This is a genomic window from Mariniflexile sp. (assembly GCF_052728615.1).
The window spans coordinates 13175-32483 of sequence record NZ_JBFVFE010000034.1; the positions used below are offsets into that span (position 1 = coordinate 13175).

Genomic DNA, 19309 nt, shown 5'->3' on the forward strand with positions numbered 1-19309 from the left:
CTTATTCATAATTATTTTAATTTTAAATTAATGATAGTCTTTATAATTAAGACTTGAAAAATGTTGTTTGGTCACTTTTTAAAAAAGAAGTGACTTTTTTAAAAAGTTACCGTCCTAATAGTAGTTAATCTTTTTAATAATTAATTATCCACAATATGAAAACAAATTTTATCTTATTAAGCTTTTTTGCATTAGTAACCCTTAATTGTACTAATGGAGAAAAAAATGCAGATCAATCTTTAGTTAAAGATACTGCCGAAACACAAACTACTTTACAAACCAAAAACCAAGATTCAATTAATTATTATAATTCAAAACTTGGTTTATTGCGTAACGAAAAAGATAGTAAAACACAACTTATTAACAAGGTGTCTAAGCAAAGAGATTCTATGCAAATGCTTTTAACACAATTAGAAACCTCATTAAAATCAATAAATGACAAAAAAATTAATCCAGGGATAGAAGGTGTAAATAGCAAGCTAGATCAATTAAAAGGACAAAAAGAAAATTTTGAAGAGCAGACTTCTCTCCAAAAGAAAGAAGTAGCTCTAGCAACAAAAAAAATAGAAATTTTAAAAGAAGAGAAAGATGTTTACCTAGAACAAAAGAAAGCACTCTATGACAAAGGAGCACACCCATCTGCATTTATAGTGGTAGACTCATTATTAAACGGTATTAATTCTAAAATACTTATTCAAAATGATGTGGTTAAAAACATTAATAGAAATGTTGCGGATGCTGAAGAACAAATAATAAGAATAACAGGACAAAGAGATGTTTTAAGTAAGAAAATTAGAAATAATTATGATACTCAACTTATTTTAAGTGAATTTAATGCTGATGAAAAAAATAGATTAGAAACTCAATTAGCTAAAGTTAACGAGAATTTGAATGCTTTATTAGCAGAAGCTTCAAGTTTAGATACCGATTATAAATTACTGGCTTCAAAAACATCTCAATTTAGTACTATTGAAACCAATACTACTAATGATTCATTAAGTGAAAATGATAATAACTCTGAAGAAAACAAATCGGGCAAAACATCTATCGCATTAGTTACAATAATTGTACTTGGAGCTTTAATGGCATTATTCTACATTATAGGAAAAAGAAGAAAAAACAAGAAAACTAACGTAAAAAAATAAAAAATGGCAACACCAAAAAAAAGTACTAAAGTAGCAGCTAAAGAGAACACCAAAAAAGGTTTTTTTAAATCATTGATAGAAAATGTTGCAGAAAAATTAGATCATGTATCAGAAAATGTTGCGGAAGGCGCATCATTCGTAACTGAAAAAGTTAAAGAAACTACGGCTAAAGCTTATGTTGCTGGAGCAGAATTAGTTGAAGATGCAAATGAAAAGATTCATCAATTTACCGATAAACAATCATTAAATAAAGAAAAGCACAGGCTAGAAGATGCTCAATCTGAGCTAACTTCAAAGTTTGGGAAATTAACGCTTGAACATTATTTAAAAAACGATTCGTTGCACAAAACTTTTTTGAATACAAAAGCGGTAGAAACTCTAGTTCTAGAGTACAAGGCTAATGAAAAACAAATAAAAAATGTGGAAAAAGCTTTAAAAAAACTGGAATAAAAATACATTAAGCATTCATTTTTAATTAATAAAACTACGAGCATAATGCCTTAAGTAAATTATTACATGGATGTTCAAAAGGATTTTTAAAAACCCCGTAAGCGTTAAGGCAGTTTATAAAAACAAACAAATAACATAACACATGAAATACATCATAATATACATTTACATAGCAATTAATGTCTTTTTATTAATATTAAACTGGAATTTATTTTCTACATCTATTAATATTGATTTAGGGTTTGGAGTATTTTACATGCCGCCATTAATTTTAGTTCAAGTTATTGGGTTAGCAGCAATAATACTATTTGCAATACATGACGGTGTTAAAGATTTAAAACGTGAGCGAATAATTTCAGATCTTCAAAATACCATTACAAGTTTAGAGAAAGATTCCATAATAAACAATCTTAAAGACGCTTTACATAGCAAAACGGAGTCTAATAATGATAAAATTATCAAAGCAGAAATTATAGAATAATAACTGTAAGTAATTATAAATAAAATCCAGAGTTTTAAAATAGTTTGGATTTCAATCTAAAAAATATTATGAAAAAAATAAATATAGTTAAACTCATTTTACTACTTATATCAACCATTTCTTTTGGTCAAGTAAAAGATATTAGTGTAACATTATCACCAGCGGCAGAGTATACACTTTGGGACGATATGTCTGGTTTAGAAGACGGAGTATTAATTGGAGGAAAAGTGGGTTTCGGTTTTGGCGAATATATAGAGTTAAGAGCAACTTATATGCAAGCTTTAGATTTGAAAACAAATTTTAAAGATTTTGGATTAGTAAATTACTCTGATGCTTTATTTACTGCAAGAGATGTTAAACTAACTCGTATCGGAGGCGAGTTCAAAGCAAATTTTGGAACTAAAACAAAATTAAACCCTTATTTTACTTTAGGTACAGGTGTGCAAACCATACAATTAGAAAGCCAAAACGAGCAAGAGCAAATATTTGCCACTGCCGGTTTAGGTGCTAAATTTAATATAGGGAAACGTGCTGTTTTTGCACTTGAAGCGAAAAACACCATGTATAATTTTAATGCTGGTTCTCGTTTACTAACAGATGCCGATAAAACAACTTTTGGCGTTACAAATGCCGATTTTAGTGTACAACGTTTAAGCAACTGGTCTGCCATGGCATCTTTACAATTTTATTTAGGTGGACGCAAACCTGGAAGTTTAACAGAATTAGATAAAGCGTATTTAAAAAGTTTCTCAAGTGGTTTTAGCGGTATAAGACTTGTGCTAGAGCCTGGTTTAGCAAATATTACATTTGATAATGATTCTAATTTTAGAGACACTTGGATGCTAGGAGGCTATTTTGGTTTAGACTTTAATGAGTATATTGGGTTAAGAGGGTTTTATTATAAATCTTCAAAAGACGAACAGATTTCTACAGATTTCGACGAACTTTCTATGTACGGAATGGAGTTTAGAGCACGTTTAAACGATGGAAACGGGGTTGTGCCATATTTAGTGTTGGGTGGAGGCTATTTAAATACTACCAACGATTATTTAGGTAAAGATGGTTTGCCTGTTGATGGAAGTTATTTTGCATCAGGTGGTTTAGGGTTAAATATTCCATTAGCAAAAGGACTTCTCGTTTATGGAGGTGTTAGAGCGTTATTGACATCTGATTCAGATGAAGTTAATATTCAAAATCCAGACCAAATTCAAACACATATTATGTATAATTTTGGGATAAAAATAGCCTTAGGGAAAAAAGCTAAATCTCCAACTTCCGTTTATAACGAAAATTTAAACGATGCTTTAAATGAACAACAAGCTTTAAATGATGAAAAAATCGCAAAATTAAAAACTCAATACAAAGATAAAATTGCGCAATTAGAAACAGACCTAAATACAGCTTACGAAAGTAAGGATATTGATAAAGCTGTTGAAATTTTAGAAGAGAAAAAAGCAACAACAGAAGCTTTAAAAGAAGTTGAAGCGGTAGAAGTGGTGGCATCAAAAGCGAAAGTTGCTCCACAAAATAATGGTGCTGAAAAGAAAATAATTCAATCAACGCCTGCAACAAACATGAAGCAAGTTGACGAAAATGAGCCGTTAGTACAAATGACTCCTCAAGAATTTGAATTGCTAATACAGCGTATTTTAAACGAAGTTGAAAGCAATCCGTTAGCTCCTGATTTTCAAAAAAAATCGATTCGCAGCGAAAACGACGAACAAATTTTTCTTTTAAATAAAAGAGTAGAAAAATTAGAAAAACTACTTCTTCAAATCAATAACGGTCAATTAAATAATAGACAAAGCAATAGTACAAGTAGGGAAACATTAGACAGCCAACAAAGTGATAACCTATCACTTCAAATTCTTGAAAAATTAGACGAGTTAAACAAAAAGATTGATAGTAATTCTAATAAAATTGAAGCACGCCAATTGGAAAAAAATCCACAATCAATGAATATAAAACCAGTAGGAGTGGATACTGAATTGAACAATGCAAAGTATGTTTCAAACGAATCGGAAGATAATGAAGAAATAAATCCGTTGCTAACTTTTCAAGACGCCTCTTTTTTTGCTGGTTTTATGTTTGGAGATGAAACGGCTCCTGTTGCTGGCGTACGATTAAACTATGGTATTGAAAATTCTAAAATATTATTTGTGCCAGAATTGTTTTTCGGATTTTCCAATCCAACCTTATTTGGGCTTTCAGGAAATGGAATTATACCAATAAACATTAATAATACCACATTAAAGCCTTATGCAGGAGCTGGCGCAGGCTTTATAAGTTTTGATGGTAACACAAAATTTAACACGAACATTATTTTAGGCACTTATGCGAATGTATTGAATGGAAAGTTTTTTGTGGATTTTACTACTCGTAATTTGTTAGATTATAATCAACTTTCAGTAGGCTATACTTTTAAATTATAAACAATAAATTATTAAAAAAATGGAAAAATCGAATTCAGAAATACAAGAAGATTTTTTAAAAAAAATAGAAGATATTAAAAACTCTTGTGAAAGTTTAGTAGAAAAAGTTGGACATTTACAGGTAGATTTATTTAATCATCCTGATAAAGATTTAGAAAAAGCTTTAGATAAATTAAATAATGATTTTTCTAATAATCACGAATTTCTTACAGAGTTATGTCAAACTCATGAAGCTAAAGTAGAAGCTTTAAAAGAATAAAAATATTAATTACCAACATTTTATAGTGATTTAAAATATTTTAGAGGTCTGTAAAATGTTGGTAATTTTATTATATATGAATAATTTCGTCGTCAGTTAAAAGTGCGTCACCACGTAATCTTAAAAATATTTGAGCAACGGCTATGGTGTCTTTTTCGCAGTAAATAATAATACGGTCTATTTCATTTTCTTCGTAATAAACCCGATACACTTCACTGCCATCAATATCGTCTTTTGGTGATGGAATTCCTAAAACATTGGTTAATAATTTTAATGAGGTATAGCTCTTATAATCGCCAAATTTCCACAGTTCTAAAGTGTCCAAATGAGGTATTTCCCAAGGCTTTTTCCCGAAGAGGTTGAGTTTATAAGGCAACTCGATGTTATTAATAATCATTCTTCTAGCTATGTACGGAAAGTCAAATTCCTTACCGTTATGGGCGCAAAGTACGTGTTTGGTTTCGCTAAAATGTGAAATCAACAGGTTTTTAAAATCCTTTAAGATTTTAATTTCATTACCGTGAAATGATGTCACTCGAAAATTTCTTATGTCACCTCTAAACGTAAAGTACCCTACGGAAATACAGACTATTTTACCAAATTCTGCCCAAATACCTGCGCGTTCATAAAATTCTTCAGCGGTTTCATCTTCCTTTCTTTGGTATTTTGACTTGTGCTCCCAAAGTGCTTGTTTCGTATCGTCCAAATCAGAAAAATACTGGGTTTCTGGAACAGTTTCAATGTCCAGAAATAAAATATTCTCTAAATTGAGTTTTGATATCATTTATTCAACATCTTATAAGCCTCTTCAATATAAATCGAAATATCATCGGTAAACTGCCCAACACCTTGATCGGGCGATTTTCTATGTCCTAAGCGAACGATAATGACATTATCATCAGGTTCTACTATAACATATTGTCCCAAATGTCCGCGCATCATAAAAAAATGTTTGTTACCAATGTCTTTCATCCACCAGCCGTAACCATATTGTGGACTTTCCTTAAAACGTGGCGTGATGGATTTTGCGACAAAAGCAGAATCCAATAGTTGTTTGCCGTTCCATTTACCGTGGTCTTTATATAGTTTTCCGAAGCGCGCAAAGTCTCTGGCGTTACTGGAAATACAACAGAATGCTTTTGCTAATCGGTGTTCCTTATCATCCAATTGCCAAAGGGCATCGTCGGTAGCACCCATGGGCTGCCAAAAACTTTCCGATAAATAAGTTGCCAAAGGTTTTCCTGTTGCTTTTTGAATGATCATCCCCAACAATTGTGTATTCCCACTTAAATATTCAAACTCTTTTCCAGGCGTTTTTACCATTTTTTGGTTTAACATGGTTTGGGCCAAATTGGAATCATAATTGGCTCTTGCGGTTATTGAAAATGGCCCTGTATAATCTTCAACCCATTCCAAGCCAGAAGCCATAGACGCTAAGTCACCAACCGTGGTTTTGGTATAAGCATATTCTGGATAAAAATCGCTTATGGGTTGGTCTAAACTTTTAATATAGCCATCCATAATCGCTTTACCGAGTAGCGAAGTAGTGATGCTTTTTGCCATTGAAAACGAATTGGTTTTTGAGTTTTTATCAAAATTATCGTAATAGTTTTCAAACCAAATACTATCGTTTTTTATAATAACGTATGCAATGGTGCCCCAATCTTTATTGACTTTAGAAAGCCTTTCGGTTTCTTCAACCGTATTGTAGGCTTTGTGCAATGGACAAGGGTCGGTACTAGTGCCTTTTTTTATGGTATCGTTTTCAAAATACGGATAATCATCAATAAAAGCCGTATTGTGGCCTGTGAAATACACAACGCGAACACCCTTTAAAATGTAGCCATAATCAAAAATATATAGTAATGCAACAAGGGCAGCTATTACGATTACGAACCATTTAAGGAATTTTTTTAAGAATTTCATTTCATCTCATTTAGTTGAAATAAATATAGGAAATATTTTATGTATTTCTACTTTCGACTGATTGGAATAATAAAACTAAAAAAGAGATTGCTGTTTGTATGGATTTTCATGTTCCAACAACCATTGTTTACGGTGCAAACCGCCTGCATAACCAGTTAAACTGCCATCGCTACCAATAACACGATGGCATGGAACGATTATCCATAACGGATTTTTACCATTGGCATTGGCAACGGCGCGTATTGCTTTTACATCTCCCAATTGTTTTGACAAATCTAAATAAGACATGGTTTTTCCGTAAGGAATTTGCTCCAGTTGTTTCCAGACTTGCTTTTGGAAATTGGTACCTTCAGGATTTAGATTTAGGTCGAATTGGGTGCGTTTACCTTCAAAATATTCGTTAAGCTGAATGACACAATCTTCTAATTCAACAGGAATAATATAAGTGATTTTTTCTTCGGAATTGAAAACAATTACCGAGGCAATTCCTTCTTCATCACCAATAATTTTAGTGAATCCTAAAGGTGATTTGATGATGCATTCTTTCATGAAAAGGATAAATTTAGAAGACTAAATTACAGAATAATTTAAGATTTAATCTTTTTTTGAAGCCGAATAAAATACCTGCATTAAAGAAGGGCGAATATGCAAATTATAAATATTCCGATTTTCTCGAGTTGGATACACTCGATTTGAAAGAAAAATAAACACTAATTCGTTTTCCGGATCTGCCCAAACAAATGTGCCTGTAAAACCAGAATGACCAAAGCTTTTGCTGCTTGCCTCTGGTGCAGGATAAGCACTTTCAATGCTTAAAGTATCATTACCAATTAAAGGTTTGTCAAACCCTAAACCGCGATGATTATTATTTTCAGGATATTGTATTTTAATAAACTCATTAACGGTTGATTCTTTCAAGTATCGTTTTCCGTTAAACGTTCCTTTTTGACTATACATTTGCATCATTTTTGCCAAATCCATTGCAGAACCAAATAATCCAGCATTTCCAGAAACGCCTCCCAATAATGCTGCATTTTCATCATGAACCCAGTTTTTTGTAAGGTCTTTTCTGAAAACAGTATCAACCTCTGTGGGTATGATATTTTTTTCAAAGCCTTTTAAAAAAGGTAAATATCCTAGTGTTTCACAACCTAGCGGTGTGTAAAAATTGTTTCGTAAATATGTTTCGTATGAGGTTCCTGTTATATTTTCTATGAGTTGAGGATAGATTAATGAAGCTAATCCTGAATATAAATAAACTTTATTTTGATTGACTTTTGACTGACTGATTTTTCTGAAAACTTTGTTTTTAAATCGTTTATTAATATAAATATTTGAATAGGCTTGTTTTGAAAAGCGATTGTTTTTATAAGTTCTAACAAATCGTTTTTTTAATTTATCGTTTTTAACAACCTCATTTAAAAACACTATATACGGCTGTAAACCAGATTGATGTGCTAAAAGTTCTCGAAGAGTAATATTTTTTTTATCTTTTCGATGTCGCCAAGGTTTCCAATAATAGCTAAAAGGCTTGTCGAGCTCTAGTTTTCCTTCTTCATACAGTTTCATTAAAGCGGGTAACGGTCCAATTATTTTTGTTACCGAAGCCAAATCATAAATTGCTTCTAAATCAACTTTTTGAATGCTATCATAAGTATGGTAGCCATAAGCTTGGTGAAAAATAACCTTGCCTTGTTTAGCAACTAAAAGTTGACTTCCAGGAAAAGCGTGTTCTATAATCCCTCTGTGCATTATAGAATCTACTTTAGCTTGGATGTATTTAGAATCTAACCCAACAGATTCTGGAGTTTCATATTGTAATTGTGCATGTATTGCTTGAGAAAAGATAAGACAGCAAAAAGCTTGAAATAAATTTTTAAACATATTCTCGAATTACAAATTATCCTGAAAGTTAAGAAATTAATTTCACAACATCCTTCGCAAAGTAACTTGCTATAATATCTGCACCAGCACGTTTAATGGCTGTAATTTGTTCCATCATAACCGCATCGTGGTCTAACCAACCTTTTTCGGCAGCCGCTTTTAACATGGCATATTCTCCTGAAACCTGATACACCGCAACTGGAACATCCACGGCATTTTTTATGTCTCGAACAATATCCAAATAACACAAACCTGGTTTTACCATGACGATATCGGCACCTTCATCAATATCCATTTCGGTTTCACGAATGGCTTCAAAACGGTTGGCATAATCCATTTGATAGGTTTTTTTATCCTTAGGGATATCAATCATATCAACAGGTGCGGAATCTAGTGCATCACGAAAAGGCCCATAAAATGCTGAAGCATATTTAGCCGAATAACTCATAATACCTGTGTTAATGAATCCTTCTTCTTCTAAAGCTTCACGAATGGTTAGTATGCGACCATCCATCATATCGCTTGGTGCTACAAAATTGGCACCTGCTTTGGCATGGGAAATGCTCATTTCTGCTAAAATATTGGCAGTTTCATCATTTAAAATAATACCCTTTTCAATAATACCATCATGTCCGTAAACTGAATAGGGGTCTAAAGCTACATCCGTCATTACCAACATATCTGGGCAGGCGTTTTTTACGGTTTTTATGGCGCGTTGCATCAATCCGTTTGGGTTTAAGGCTTCAGTCCCTTTGTTATCTTTTAAGTTATCAGGTACTTTTACAAATAGCAACACCGATTTTAATCCCAACTTCCAAAGTTCTTTTACTTCGTTTTCCAATAAATCCAAGCTGTAACGGTAGTAATTTGGCATCGACGGGATTTCATCTTTTATACCTTTTCCCTCCACCACAAAAAGTGGTACTAAAAAATCGTTTGGTGTGATGATGGTTTCTCTAACTAAACTTCTTATGGATTCGTTGGTTCTTAATCGTCGGTTTCTTCTTAAAGGATACATGATTTTTCGTTTTACAGACCTGTCAGGTTTTCAAAACCTGACAGGTCTTAGTTTTTTCTAAACCCAATCTACAGGATTTTTTAATACTTCAATCAATTTTTCTTCGGCACTTCCAGCTTCTGGTTGATGGTCGTAAACCCATTGCACATGTGGTGGCAAACTCATTAAAATACTTTCTATACGTCCGTTTGTTTTAAGTCCAAATAAGGTGCCTTTATCATGCACCAAATTGAATTCTACATAACGCCCACGACGAATTTCCTGCCAGTCTCTTTGTTCTTTTGAATAGGGTAAATTACGTCGTTTTTCAACAATAGGCACATAACACTCCAAAAAACTATTGCCCACTTCCGTTACAAAATTATACCAGTTTTCCATACTCATGTCTTCTGAAGCCTTACAATAATCGAAAAACAAACCGCCAATACCACGCGCTTCGTTTCTATGAGCATTCCAAAAATACTCGTCGCATTTAGCTTTGTAGGTTTTATAGAATTCTGGATTGTGCTTATCGCATGCCGTTTTACAAGTTTGATGAAAGTGTTTCGCATCGTCCTCAAATAGGTAATAAGGCGTTAAATCTTGTCCGCCACCAAACCATTGGTCAACAATAGTTCCGTCTTTATCATACATTTCAAAGTAACGCCAATTAGCATGTACAGTGGGCAACATCGGGTTTTTAGGATGTAGCACTAAGCTTAATCCACAGGCAAAAAAATCAGCATCCTCAACACCAAAGTATTTTTGCATGCTATCGGGCAATTTACCATGAACACCAGAAATATTTACACCACCTTTTTCAAATACATTGCCGTTTTCAATGACTCGGGTGCGACCACCGCCACCTTCTGGTCGTTCCCATATATCTTCTTTGAATTGAGCTTTTCCATCTACAGCTTCAAGTTTTGATGTGATGGTGTCTTGTAACGTTTGGATATAGGAATAGAATTTATCTTTGATGGTCTTTGGTTTTTCTTGATTACTAAGACCTGTCAGGTTTTGAAAACCTGACAGGTCTGATTTGTGTACATATTTAAAATTATCTATGTCACCAAACAAATTTAAAATATAATTTTTTTCTTTTGAAATAAAGTTGACATTTCCCATTAAGTAGGAATGGTAAGATGAAAATTTATAATCTTCAAAATGATCAACAACATGGTGATTTTCAGAGTTTTGGTGATTTTCAGGGTTTTTATGAATATAAATCACTAAGTTTTTTAAATACGCTTCATCAGTAATTCTTATTCTTTTATAAGGCCTTTCAAATAGTGTTCCCGTTCTATTTTGTTGTTTATTGAATGCCTTTGCGTAAGCATTAAAAAGGTTTGAAAAAGCTTGAGTTACCAATGATTCATCTTCAATTATTCTAACAATGAGATGAAAATGATTGTTCATTAAGCAATAGGCTAAAACATCAGCTTTTTTATCCAAATGTTTTTTTATTAAACTCAAGAAATAAGACATATTATCTTCATTTTGAAAAATAACATCACTGTTTATTCCTCGATTGAAGATGTGATAATAATGATCTTTTTCTATTTTTTCTAAACTCATTTTTGTTGAAACTTTTTGTTAAGACCTGACAGGTTTTTAAAACCTGTCAGGTCTGCTTCGAGTTGATAGCTTCAACCGTTTTTGTTGTAGCCGCAGTTACCGAAAGTGGCAATACTAATATAACACCAATAATTGGAATTAATAGGAACAACATAAATACGATGCCATTGCCAATGGCTAAACCACGATGTTTTTTAACAAATTGTACACTTTCATGGTATTTAAAATGGCGCTCTAAAGTATAATCCATATTACCGAAGCCTGCATAATAGGCTTGTACAAAAAACAATAATATGGTTGAAATAATGCCAATTACAGGTATAAAACCTAAAAGTAAAATAGGAATGGTTAAAAGCAGTTCTATACCTAAATTTCTAACATTTATACGAATACCTCGCCAAAGTTGTTGGGAAAAAGAGGTGGTTCTGTGGGCATGTGTTTTACCAACTAAATGGGTTTCGATTTTTTCGGAAACCGGACTCATAAATGGAGCAGATAGCGCCATAATGATGTGTTTATAAAGCATAATACCAATAAGCACAATAAACAAACCACCAATAATATTGCCTATGGTGGTAAAGGTTTCTTTACCCCATTGCCAAACCCAAATTTTTGAGATGTAGTAGCCTATATTATCTGATAAACTATATGCTGAAACGCCCACTAGAATCGCAATTAAAACACTAATAAGCATAGGAATTGCAAAGTACTTCCAGAGCTTTAATTTTGATATTAAACTAAAGGCTCCGAAATAGGCTTGTATTCCTAAGGCTATGTTTTTAACCATTCCTCTCCTTAATCCTCTCCTTAGGAGAGGAAACTGTTATGTTTATAAATAAGATTGTTTTAATTTCGATTTCAAAAAGTTTCTCTCAATGATATCGAGTATGAGTTTCTCCCCTTTGGGGAGATTAAGTGGGGCTTTTATATTCCTTTACCGCATCAACAAACGCCTTAGCATTTTCTAACGGAATGTTAGGTAAAATACCATGGCCAAGGTTTACTATGTATTTGTCTTTACCAAATTCGTTTATCATTTGATGAACCATTTTTTTGATTTCGGCTGGGGGCGATAATAATCGTGACGGATCAAAATTTCCTTGCAGCGTGATGTTTCCGCCTGTTAAATAACGGGCATTTTTTGCTGAACACGTCCAGTCGATACCTAACGCGGAAGCACCAGATTTCGCCATATCGCCCAAAGCAAACCAGCAGCCTTTTCCAAAAGCAATTACCGGGGCATCATTTTTTAATGCATCGATAATTTGTTGGATATATTGCCATGAAAATTCCTGATAATCTACGGGAGAAAGCATGCCTCCCCACGAATCGAACACCTGCACCGCATTACATCCTGCTTTTACTTTTTCCTTTAAATAGGCAATAGTGGTATCAGTGATTTTTTGCAACAATTTATGCGCAGCCACGGGGTTGGTAAAACAAAATTCCTTGGCTTTATCAAAATTTTTACTGCCTTGACCTTGCACGCAATAGCAAAGAATGGTCCACGGAGACCCTGCAAAACCAATTAGCGGAATATCATCATTTAACAATTCTTTAGTGGCTTTTATGGCTTGATATACATAGCCTAACGCCTCTTTAACATCGGGCACGATCACATTCTCCACATCTTTTGAAGTACGAATGGGGTTTGGAAGGTACGGGCCAAAATTGGGTTTCATTTGCACCTCAATGTTCATGGCCTGCGGAATCACCAAAATATCACTGAATAAAATAGCCGCATCCATGCCATATCTTCGGATGGGCTGTACCGTAATTTCACTGGCAATTTCTGGTGTTTGGCAACGTGTAAAAAAGTCGTATTTAGCTTTTATCTCCATGAATTCGGGTAAATAGCGTCCTGCTTGGCGCATCATCCACACGGGGGGGCGTTCCACAGTTTCTCCTTTTAATGCTCTTAAAAATAAATCGTTCTTTATCATATCTTTTGTCATTCCTGCGTAGGCAGGAATCTTTTTAATTATTCAACTCATTTGAAATTTTTCAACTGGTAACAAAATGATTGATTTTCGCTTCCATCCAAAAAATGTAAATCAGTTCATTTCTAAATATTCTTTTTTCTTAAATCATATTCTTCTTCACCCATACAATAGTTTTCTATGTCCTTATTATTCCCATAAACCACTAAAATATCATTATTTTGAATAACGGTTTCGGGTGAAGTGCGACCTATGGTTTGTTTAACAATGGTTTTTTTTCCTATTAAATTCTTTTTTTCAATTTCGCGGATAATGGTAATTAAGGTTAAATGGTATCGGTCTATGGAATCTAATTCCTTAAGTGTTTTATTGTAAAATTCCTTTTTAGCTTTTACTTCAGAAATGGTGTGGTTGTCATCTATCTGATAATTTTCCAAAGTAGACTTAAAGTTGATCTGCTTGGTAAGGCGGTCTGCCGAGTCTTGTTCTGGATGTACAATACTATTGATTCCCATAGCTTCCAGAACCGTATCGTGTATAGGTGATAGTGCCCGACTTATAATTTTAACATCGCATATTTTTTTAATGATAGCGGCGGTAATAATGGCGGCGCCTTCGTTTTCGCCAATGGCAACAATTACTTTGTCGGCATCTTTTAAGGGCACCGCTTCATAAGCCAATTCATTGGTGGAATCCATACAAATGGCATGCGAAATTTTATCTTTTACAAGATTAATTTTGTCCATTTGCTTATCAATAGCTATCACTTCATTGCCAGTTTCAGTCAAACTCACACATAAGGACATTCCAAAATTTCCAAGTCCGAAAACAATTATTTTCATCTTTTACAATTTAATTTATCAAAATATTTTCTTTTGGGTACTCATAAAACTGGTGGTTTACTTGGCGTAATAGACCAATCATTAAATTGAGCATTCCAATTCTGCCTATAAACATAACGGCTATAATAATATATTTGCTGGTTTCAGCAAGTGTTGGGGTAAAATTCAAACTTAACCCAACGGTACTAAAAGCCGAAAAACACTCAAAAACCACGGTTAACAACGGGGTCCCTTTCGGTTCAATAATCAGTAAGGCCATAATAGCCATGCCAATTACAATTAAGGAAATGGATAAAATAGCAAAGGCCCTTGATGTGGATTCTGCTGAAAAGCGTCTTCCAAAAACCTCTATCCTGCTTTTTCCTCTGGCAATGGCAAATATGTTTAAGGTAGCCAATGCAAAGGTACTTGTTTTTATACCACCCCCGGTTGATGCTGGCGAAGCCCCAATCCACATTAAGAATATAACAAATAACAATGAAGGCACCGTCATTTGCGTATAATCCACCACATTAAAGCCCGCGGTTCTGGGCGTTACCGAACTAAAGGCTGCATTTGTTAATTTTCCAAATAACGTGCTGTGGTCCAATAAGGTATTGTTGTATTCTGAAATGAACAAGAAAACCCATCCCACAAACAGCAATATAAAGGTGGTATAAATTACTATTTTAGAATTTAAGGTAATAATAGGAACGCGCTTATGAATGAGTTTTTTATTGAAAAATTCCAGCACATACGTTTTTAAGTACTTATAAAAATTGAATATGATATGATGACCCAGACCTCCAAATACAATGAGCACCATAATGATCCATTGAAAGAAATAGTTGAAACGGATACTTTGGTCGAATAAACCAGATGAAAATATAGAAAATCCTGCGTTACAAAATGCCGAAATGGAATGAAATAAAGAAAAGAAAAATTTGTTGGGTATTGACGCATTATTTGTAATGGAAAAATAGATAAAAAGCCCTCCGATTATTTCAATGGCCAACGTAAAAACAACCACATTTAATGCCACCCTAAAGACATCTTTCAGGCCTTCATGCGCCAAAAAATCCTTGGTGTTTAAGCCTTCTTTAAACGAAGAACTTCCTCTAAAGAAAAAAGCAAAAAACGATGTAAATGTTAAGATCCCGATCCCGCCCAATTGTATAAGCACCAATATGATGGACTGACCAATAATTGTAAAATCCACACTGGTATCTACCACGGCGAGTCCTGTAACGCAAACGGCACTGGTGGAAGTGAATAGGGCATTTGTAAAACTAATGCCGTGGGGCGTAGCGCTAGGCAGCATGAGCAAGAAGGCACCAGCTATGGCTAAAATTGTAAAACTGCCCACAAATACAATGGCTGGATTAAAATAAACATCATAAATGTACCTCACAAAAACAAATAGCCTTAAAAGGAAATAAAGGATTAAGCCCCCTTCAAGAATTGGTTTTATTTTTTGTAGGATGTAATGGTAATCATGTTTAATATGGACTATGGAAACAATAAGGACCACTAAAAGTAAAACCGAGATAATAACGATGTTTACAAAAGCAACATTTTTACTTTTTTTGTACTTATATACAAAAAATTTAATCGCATTAAAAAGCAGTAAAAAAAAGGAAAGTATTATTAAACCCGTAACGTGCGGGGTGGTGAAGTTTTCGGCGAAATCGTAACCAAAATCAAATACAATAAAAAAAAGAACAATGATATCGAAAAAACGATACACATAATTGAGTAATGATTCTCTTTCCATTTTAGTAATTTAATTCATTTTAGGTAAAACATAAAAGTTATTAAGTGGAATGTTTTAAAGTTACAACGAGTTTATATGCAATGGTTGGTTGCGTATGTAAACAATCTAGAACTAGCAATTAATTAGGGTACGGTGTTGTATCCAGTTTTTTTTTTTCATTTCAATATGGTTTTTCATTTCAGATGTTTTTTCAAATCCGAGATTCCCATAAAATTTTTGAGCTTTAATATTTATCTTGAAAACTTGTAATCGAATTAGTTTTTTTTCGGAATTGGCTTTTTCAATAATTTTTTCCATAACCTCTTTTCCAATTCCTAAATTCTGAAATTCTTTTTCTATAAGTAAATTTTCTATATAGATTTCATTTTCAGTTTCTTTGAGCACTAAATATCCTATTTTTTGTTGGTTTTGCTCAATTATCTTTGTTTCAGAAGCAATAAATTTTTTTTTGTGGATTTCCTTTTGGTACGGTTCGTTCCAACCCCATATTTTTTCAACATATTCTTTTATCGATTTACTTTTAATTCGATATGTTATTTCTAAGTCCGAGTTTTTTGCGTTTCTTAAATTCAATTCAGCGTTCGATTTATCAAATTGGTTGCAATTGCCTAACTAAACATAATACTCATTCACCAACTCAATCACACTTTCCACAGTTGGTACTTTGGCAATCCTAACATCCTTAAAATATTTTTTGGCTTCTTGTGCCGTGGTTTCGCCTATACAAAATGCCTTGATTTCAGTTTTATTTTTTTGAACAAAACTTTCAACTGTAGAAGGACTGTAAAACATGGCGACTTCAACGGAAGCATCCACTTTTACGCCATCGTATTTGGTTTGATAGGCTTCAACCTCGGTTACTTTTATATTGTTTTTTTCTAAAACAGTTGGCAAATCATCCAACCTTAAATCGCTGCAAAAATAAGTAACCTCAGTACCTTCCATATAATCTACTAAATATTCTGCAAGTTTTTTAGCGTTGTTTTCAAAGTGAGTTACTTTACCAATTTTTTGTTCTACCAATCTTTTGGTACGACGACCCACACAATAAATATTTTTAAACTGAAGTTCTATGGGCGAAAAGTTGGTAAGCAACGCTTCCACCGCATTTTTACTGGTTATAATAACGTTTTGAAGCTCGTTTTTTAAGAACCGAGGATGTATTCTATTCAAACTTATTTTAATAAAATCAGCACTTTCTGCCACTACTTTCTCATGGAACAATTGGCGTTGCCCTTCGGTAAACGATTTGGTAGAATATACATTCGTCTTTTTAGTGGATTTCTTAATGGCATCCATCAAACGTTTGCCACCGCGCTCTATAACAAATTCGGCGCAAAAATTAGCAATATCGTGGTGTTCGCCAACTTTTTTAACGCGGGTCACATCAATTCTTTTAGTGCCATCCACACTCAACAAAACGCCTTTAAAGTTTATTTCTTCGTCTTTAATGTAAGCCAAAGCACCAATGGGCGCCGTACAGCCACCTTCCAATTTGTTTAAAAACTCGCGCTCAATAGTGGTGCAAATTTCGGTTTCTTCATGGTTTAATTCTTTGCATGCAGTACGCACAAATTCATCTTCCGCCAATGCGGTAATCATGATGGCGCCTTGTGCGGGTGCAGGAACCATCCAATCTAAATTAATGGCTTCTTCGGGTCGAACACCTATTCTGCCAATACCTGCCGCCGCGAAAATAGCTCCGTTCCAATCCTCATGATCTTCCAGTTTTTGTAAACGCGAATTCACATTGCCTCGTAAATCTACAATAGTATGTGTTGGGAAACGGTTGAGCCATTGGGCTCTTCTGCGTAAACTGCCAGTAGCAACAACGGCTTCCTTCGAGCCTAAAAATTCTTCATTATTTTTAAAAACCAAGGTATCGTTCACGTTACCGCGTTTTAAAACTGCGGCTTGTACAATGCCTTTTGGCAACACGGTAGGGACATCTTTTAACGAATGCACTGCAATATCAATGTCGTTGTTTAACATGGCGATATCCAAGGTGCGCGTAAAAATGCCTGTAATTCCTAATTCGTATAGGGGTTTGTCTAAAACCAAATCGCCTGTAGATTTTACAGGCACCAATTGTGTTTTATGACCTAAATTTTCGAGTAGGCTTTGTACTATTTTGGCTTGCCATAACGCTAATTCGCTATCGCGCGTACCAATTCTTATAATTTTAGACATGTATTGTTGGTTCTAACTGAAACACTTTTTTTATGAGTTCCAGACTCTCATCGGTAGAAATGCCATCGTCTTTTAAATGATGCGCAAAGTGATTCGTTATTTTTTGGATGATATTGTTGCTGATCAATTCTGCCTGGGCTTCGTTAAAATCGGCACTTTTTTTACGTTGTGTTTCCAATTCTGCCGTAGCAAAATCGTGTAACTTGTTTTTTAAGGCTTTTATGGTTGGCGCAAATTTTCGAGTTTCAAGCCAACCGTTAAATTCGGCTTTTACTTCTTCTATAATGGCTTCCGCCAACGGAATGTGTGCTTTTCTTGCCTCTAAGGTTTTATCTGTAATTTGGGATAGATGGTCTAAATGTACCAACGTAACATTATCCAATTCTTCAACATTTGAATCTACGTTTTTAGGAATCGATAAATCTAGAATTAAAAGCGGCTTAAGGGTTTGAATGATGTGTTTGTCAATGGTGGGGCGTTGCGCACCGGTGGCAACAATTAAAATATCGGATGTATGGATTTCTTCCTGTAAATTGGCGTAATCCTTAACTACCAGATTGAATTTCCCCGCAATTTGTTCTGCTTTATCTTTCGTTCTGTTAATTAAGGTAATATGTTCGTTTTTGGTATGCTTTACTAAGTTTTCGCAAGTGTTTCTACCAATTTTCCCTGTTCCGAAAAGCAAAATATTCTTGTTGGTAATGTCTTTAACCGTATTGAAAATATATTGTACCGAAGCAAAAGACACCGATGTGGCACCCGATGATATGTCGGTTTCATTTTTAATACGCTTGCTGGCTTGAATGACGGCATTTACCAAACGTTCGGTAAAATGATTTAACAAACCAAATTCCCTAGAAACACGAGTGCTCTTTTTTAACTGACTGATAATTTCAAAGTCACCAAGAATTTGACTGTCCAGACCAGAACCTACACGAAACATGTGCGCAATGGCATCACTGTTTTTATACACATAGGCTACTTTTTGAAATTCCTCAACCGTACCTCTGGTGTTATCGCAAAGTAATTGGATGAGTTGGAACGGATGTTCTGCAAAGCCGTAAATTTCGGTACGGTTGCATGTGGAGGTTACCACCAAACTTTCAATAGCATTTTCCTTGGCTTGGTTAAGCAATGCTAATTTAGCGGCTTCATCCAAACTAAAGTGCCCCCGTATGTCGGCATCGGCTTTTTTATAACTTAGGCCAATGGCATAGAAATATTTGCTTTTAGAAATGTTATATTGGTGCATTGTTGGTTTTATGATTCCGAAAGCAAATGTATATGTATGATTATTTAAAAAGTAACGCTCAAAGAACTTTTAGTATCGTTTGTGGTTTTTTAGGGCGTTTTTAATCCAAAATATGATAAATGTCATATTTTTGCAGTAAATTCAATGTGTTTTGACTAATTAATTTAGAACAAATCTAAA

18 protein-coding genes and 1 pseudogene are annotated in these 19309 nt (G+C 34.1%); 5 read left to right on the top strand and 14 right to left on the bottom strand.

Going from position 1 to position 19309, the window contains the following annotated elements:
* The first annotated feature begins 155 nt into the window (after positions 1 to 155).
* The 5 genes from ACU1LP_RS12855 (at position 156) to ACU1LP_RS12875 (ending at position 4767) form a co-directional block, all read left to right on the top strand.
* Positions 156 to 1145, top strand: a complete 990-nt coding sequence (locus ACU1LP_RS12855; RefSeq protein WP_445736443.1) for a hypothetical protein — start codon at positions 156 to 158, stop codon at positions 1143 to 1145.
* A gap of 3 nt (positions 1146 to 1148) precedes the next feature.
* Entirely contained in the window at positions 1149 to 1595 is a 447-nt protein-coding gene (locus ACU1LP_RS12860; protein ID WP_445736444.1) for a hypothetical protein, read from the top strand.
* A 142-nt stretch (positions 1596 to 1737) separates the two neighbouring features.
* On the top strand, positions 1738 to 2076 hold the full coding sequence (locus ACU1LP_RS12865) for a hypothetical protein (protein WP_445736445.1): 339 nt from the start codon (positions 1738 to 1740) through the stop codon (positions 2074 to 2076).
* A 68-nt stretch (positions 2077 to 2144) separates the two neighbouring features.
* The gene (locus tag ACU1LP_RS12870) at positions 2145 to 4508 is read left to right on the top strand and encodes an outer membrane beta-barrel protein (RefSeq protein WP_445734759.1); all 2364 of its coding nucleotides are present in this window, start codon (positions 2145 to 2147) and stop codon (positions 4506 to 4508) included.
* A gap of 19 nt (positions 4509 to 4527) precedes the next feature.
* Entirely contained in the window at positions 4528 to 4767 is a 240-nt protein-coding gene (locus tag ACU1LP_RS12875) for a hypothetical protein (RefSeq protein WP_445734760.1), read from the top strand.
* Positions 4768 to 4837: 70 nt separating this feature from the next.
* Here the strand turns inward: ACU1LP_RS12875 and ACU1LP_RS12880 are convergent, their stop codons facing one another.
* The 14 genes and pseudogenes from ACU1LP_RS12880 to hemA all read right to left on the bottom strand — a co-directional run bounded on the left by ACU1LP_RS12880 (position 4838) and on the right by hemA (position 19129).
* Entirely contained in the window at positions 4838 to 5551 is a 714-nt protein-coding gene (locus tag ACU1LP_RS12880) for a 3'-5' exonuclease (RefSeq protein ID WP_445736446.1), read from the bottom strand.
* Positions 5548 to 6693, bottom strand: coding sequence for a serine hydrolase domain-containing protein (locus ACU1LP_RS12885; protein WP_445736447.1), 1146 nt, complete (start codon positions 6691 to 6693; stop codon positions 5548 to 5550). Before ACU1LP_RS12885 ends, ACU1LP_RS12880 begins: the two co-directional genes overlap by 4 nt.
* Before the next feature lie 75 nt (positions 6694 to 6768).
* The gene (locus ACU1LP_RS12890; RefSeq protein ID WP_445736448.1) at positions 6769 to 7242 is read right to left on the bottom strand and encodes a methylated-DNA--[protein]-cysteine S-methyltransferase; all 474 of its coding nucleotides are present in this window, start codon (positions 7240 to 7242) and stop codon (positions 6769 to 6771) included.
* 45 nt (positions 7243 to 7287) lie between these two features.
* Positions 7288 to 8577, bottom strand: a complete 1290-nt coding sequence (locus ACU1LP_RS12895; protein WP_445736449.1) for a serine hydrolase domain-containing protein — start codon at positions 8575 to 8577, stop codon at positions 7288 to 7290.
* Positions 8578 to 8605: 28 nt separating this feature from the next.
* Positions 8606 to 9595: a porphobilinogen synthase gene (gene hemB, locus ACU1LP_RS12900; RefSeq protein ID WP_445736450.1), complete on the bottom strand. Its 990-nt coding sequence runs from the start codon at positions 9593 to 9595 to the stop codon at positions 8606 to 8608.
* Positions 9596 to 9652: 57 nt separating this feature from the next.
* A complete protein-coding gene (hemF, locus tag ACU1LP_RS12905; RefSeq protein WP_445736456.1) occupies positions 9653 to 10555 on the bottom strand; it encodes an oxygen-dependent coproporphyrinogen oxidase in 903 nt (300 codons plus the stop codon).
* Positions 10556 to 10798: 243 nt separating this feature from the next.
* Positions 10799 to 11152, bottom strand: a pseudogene (locus ACU1LP_RS12910) (transposase); the annotation flags it as partial.
* A 46-nt stretch (positions 11153 to 11198) separates the two neighbouring features.
* Entirely contained in the window at positions 11199 to 11939 is a 741-nt protein-coding gene (locus ACU1LP_RS12915; protein WP_445736451.1) for an EI24 domain-containing protein, read from the bottom strand.
* A 124-nt stretch (positions 11940 to 12063) separates the two neighbouring features.
* Positions 12064 to 13095 carry a uroporphyrinogen decarboxylase gene (hemE, locus tag ACU1LP_RS12920; RefSeq protein WP_445736452.1) on the bottom strand — a complete coding sequence of 344 codons (1032 nt, stop codon included), beginning with the start codon at positions 13093 to 13095 and terminating at the stop codon, positions 12064 to 12066.
* A gap of 122 nt (positions 13096 to 13217) precedes the next feature.
* Positions 13218 to 13934 carry a potassium channel family protein gene (locus ACU1LP_RS12925; protein ID WP_445731859.1) on the bottom strand — a complete coding sequence of 239 codons (717 nt, stop codon included), beginning with the start codon at positions 13932 to 13934 and terminating at the stop codon, positions 13218 to 13220.
* A gap of 10 nt (positions 13935 to 13944) precedes the next feature.
* Positions 13945 to 15687: a TrkH family potassium uptake protein gene (locus ACU1LP_RS12930; RefSeq protein ID WP_445731858.1), complete on the bottom strand. Its 1743-nt coding sequence runs from the start codon at positions 15685 to 15687 to the stop codon at positions 13945 to 13947.
* Positions 15688 to 15798: 111 nt separating this feature from the next.
* A complete protein-coding gene (locus tag ACU1LP_RS12935; RefSeq protein WP_445736453.1) occupies positions 15799 to 16260 on the bottom strand; it encodes a GNAT family N-acetyltransferase in 462 nt (153 codons plus the stop codon).
* A gap of 39 nt (positions 16261 to 16299) precedes the next feature.
* Entirely contained in the window at positions 16300 to 17877 is a 1578-nt protein-coding gene (gene hemC / locus ACU1LP_RS12940) for a hydroxymethylbilane synthase (RefSeq protein ID WP_445731856.1), read from the bottom strand.
* Complete coding sequence (gene hemA / locus ACU1LP_RS12945; RefSeq protein WP_445731855.1) at positions 17870 to 19129, bottom strand: glutamyl-tRNA reductase; 1260 nt, start codon at positions 19127 to 19129, stop codon at positions 17870 to 17872. The genes hemC and hemA overlap by 8 nt, the downstream gene beginning before the upstream one ends.
* Positions 19130 to 19309: the final 180 nt, after the last annotated feature.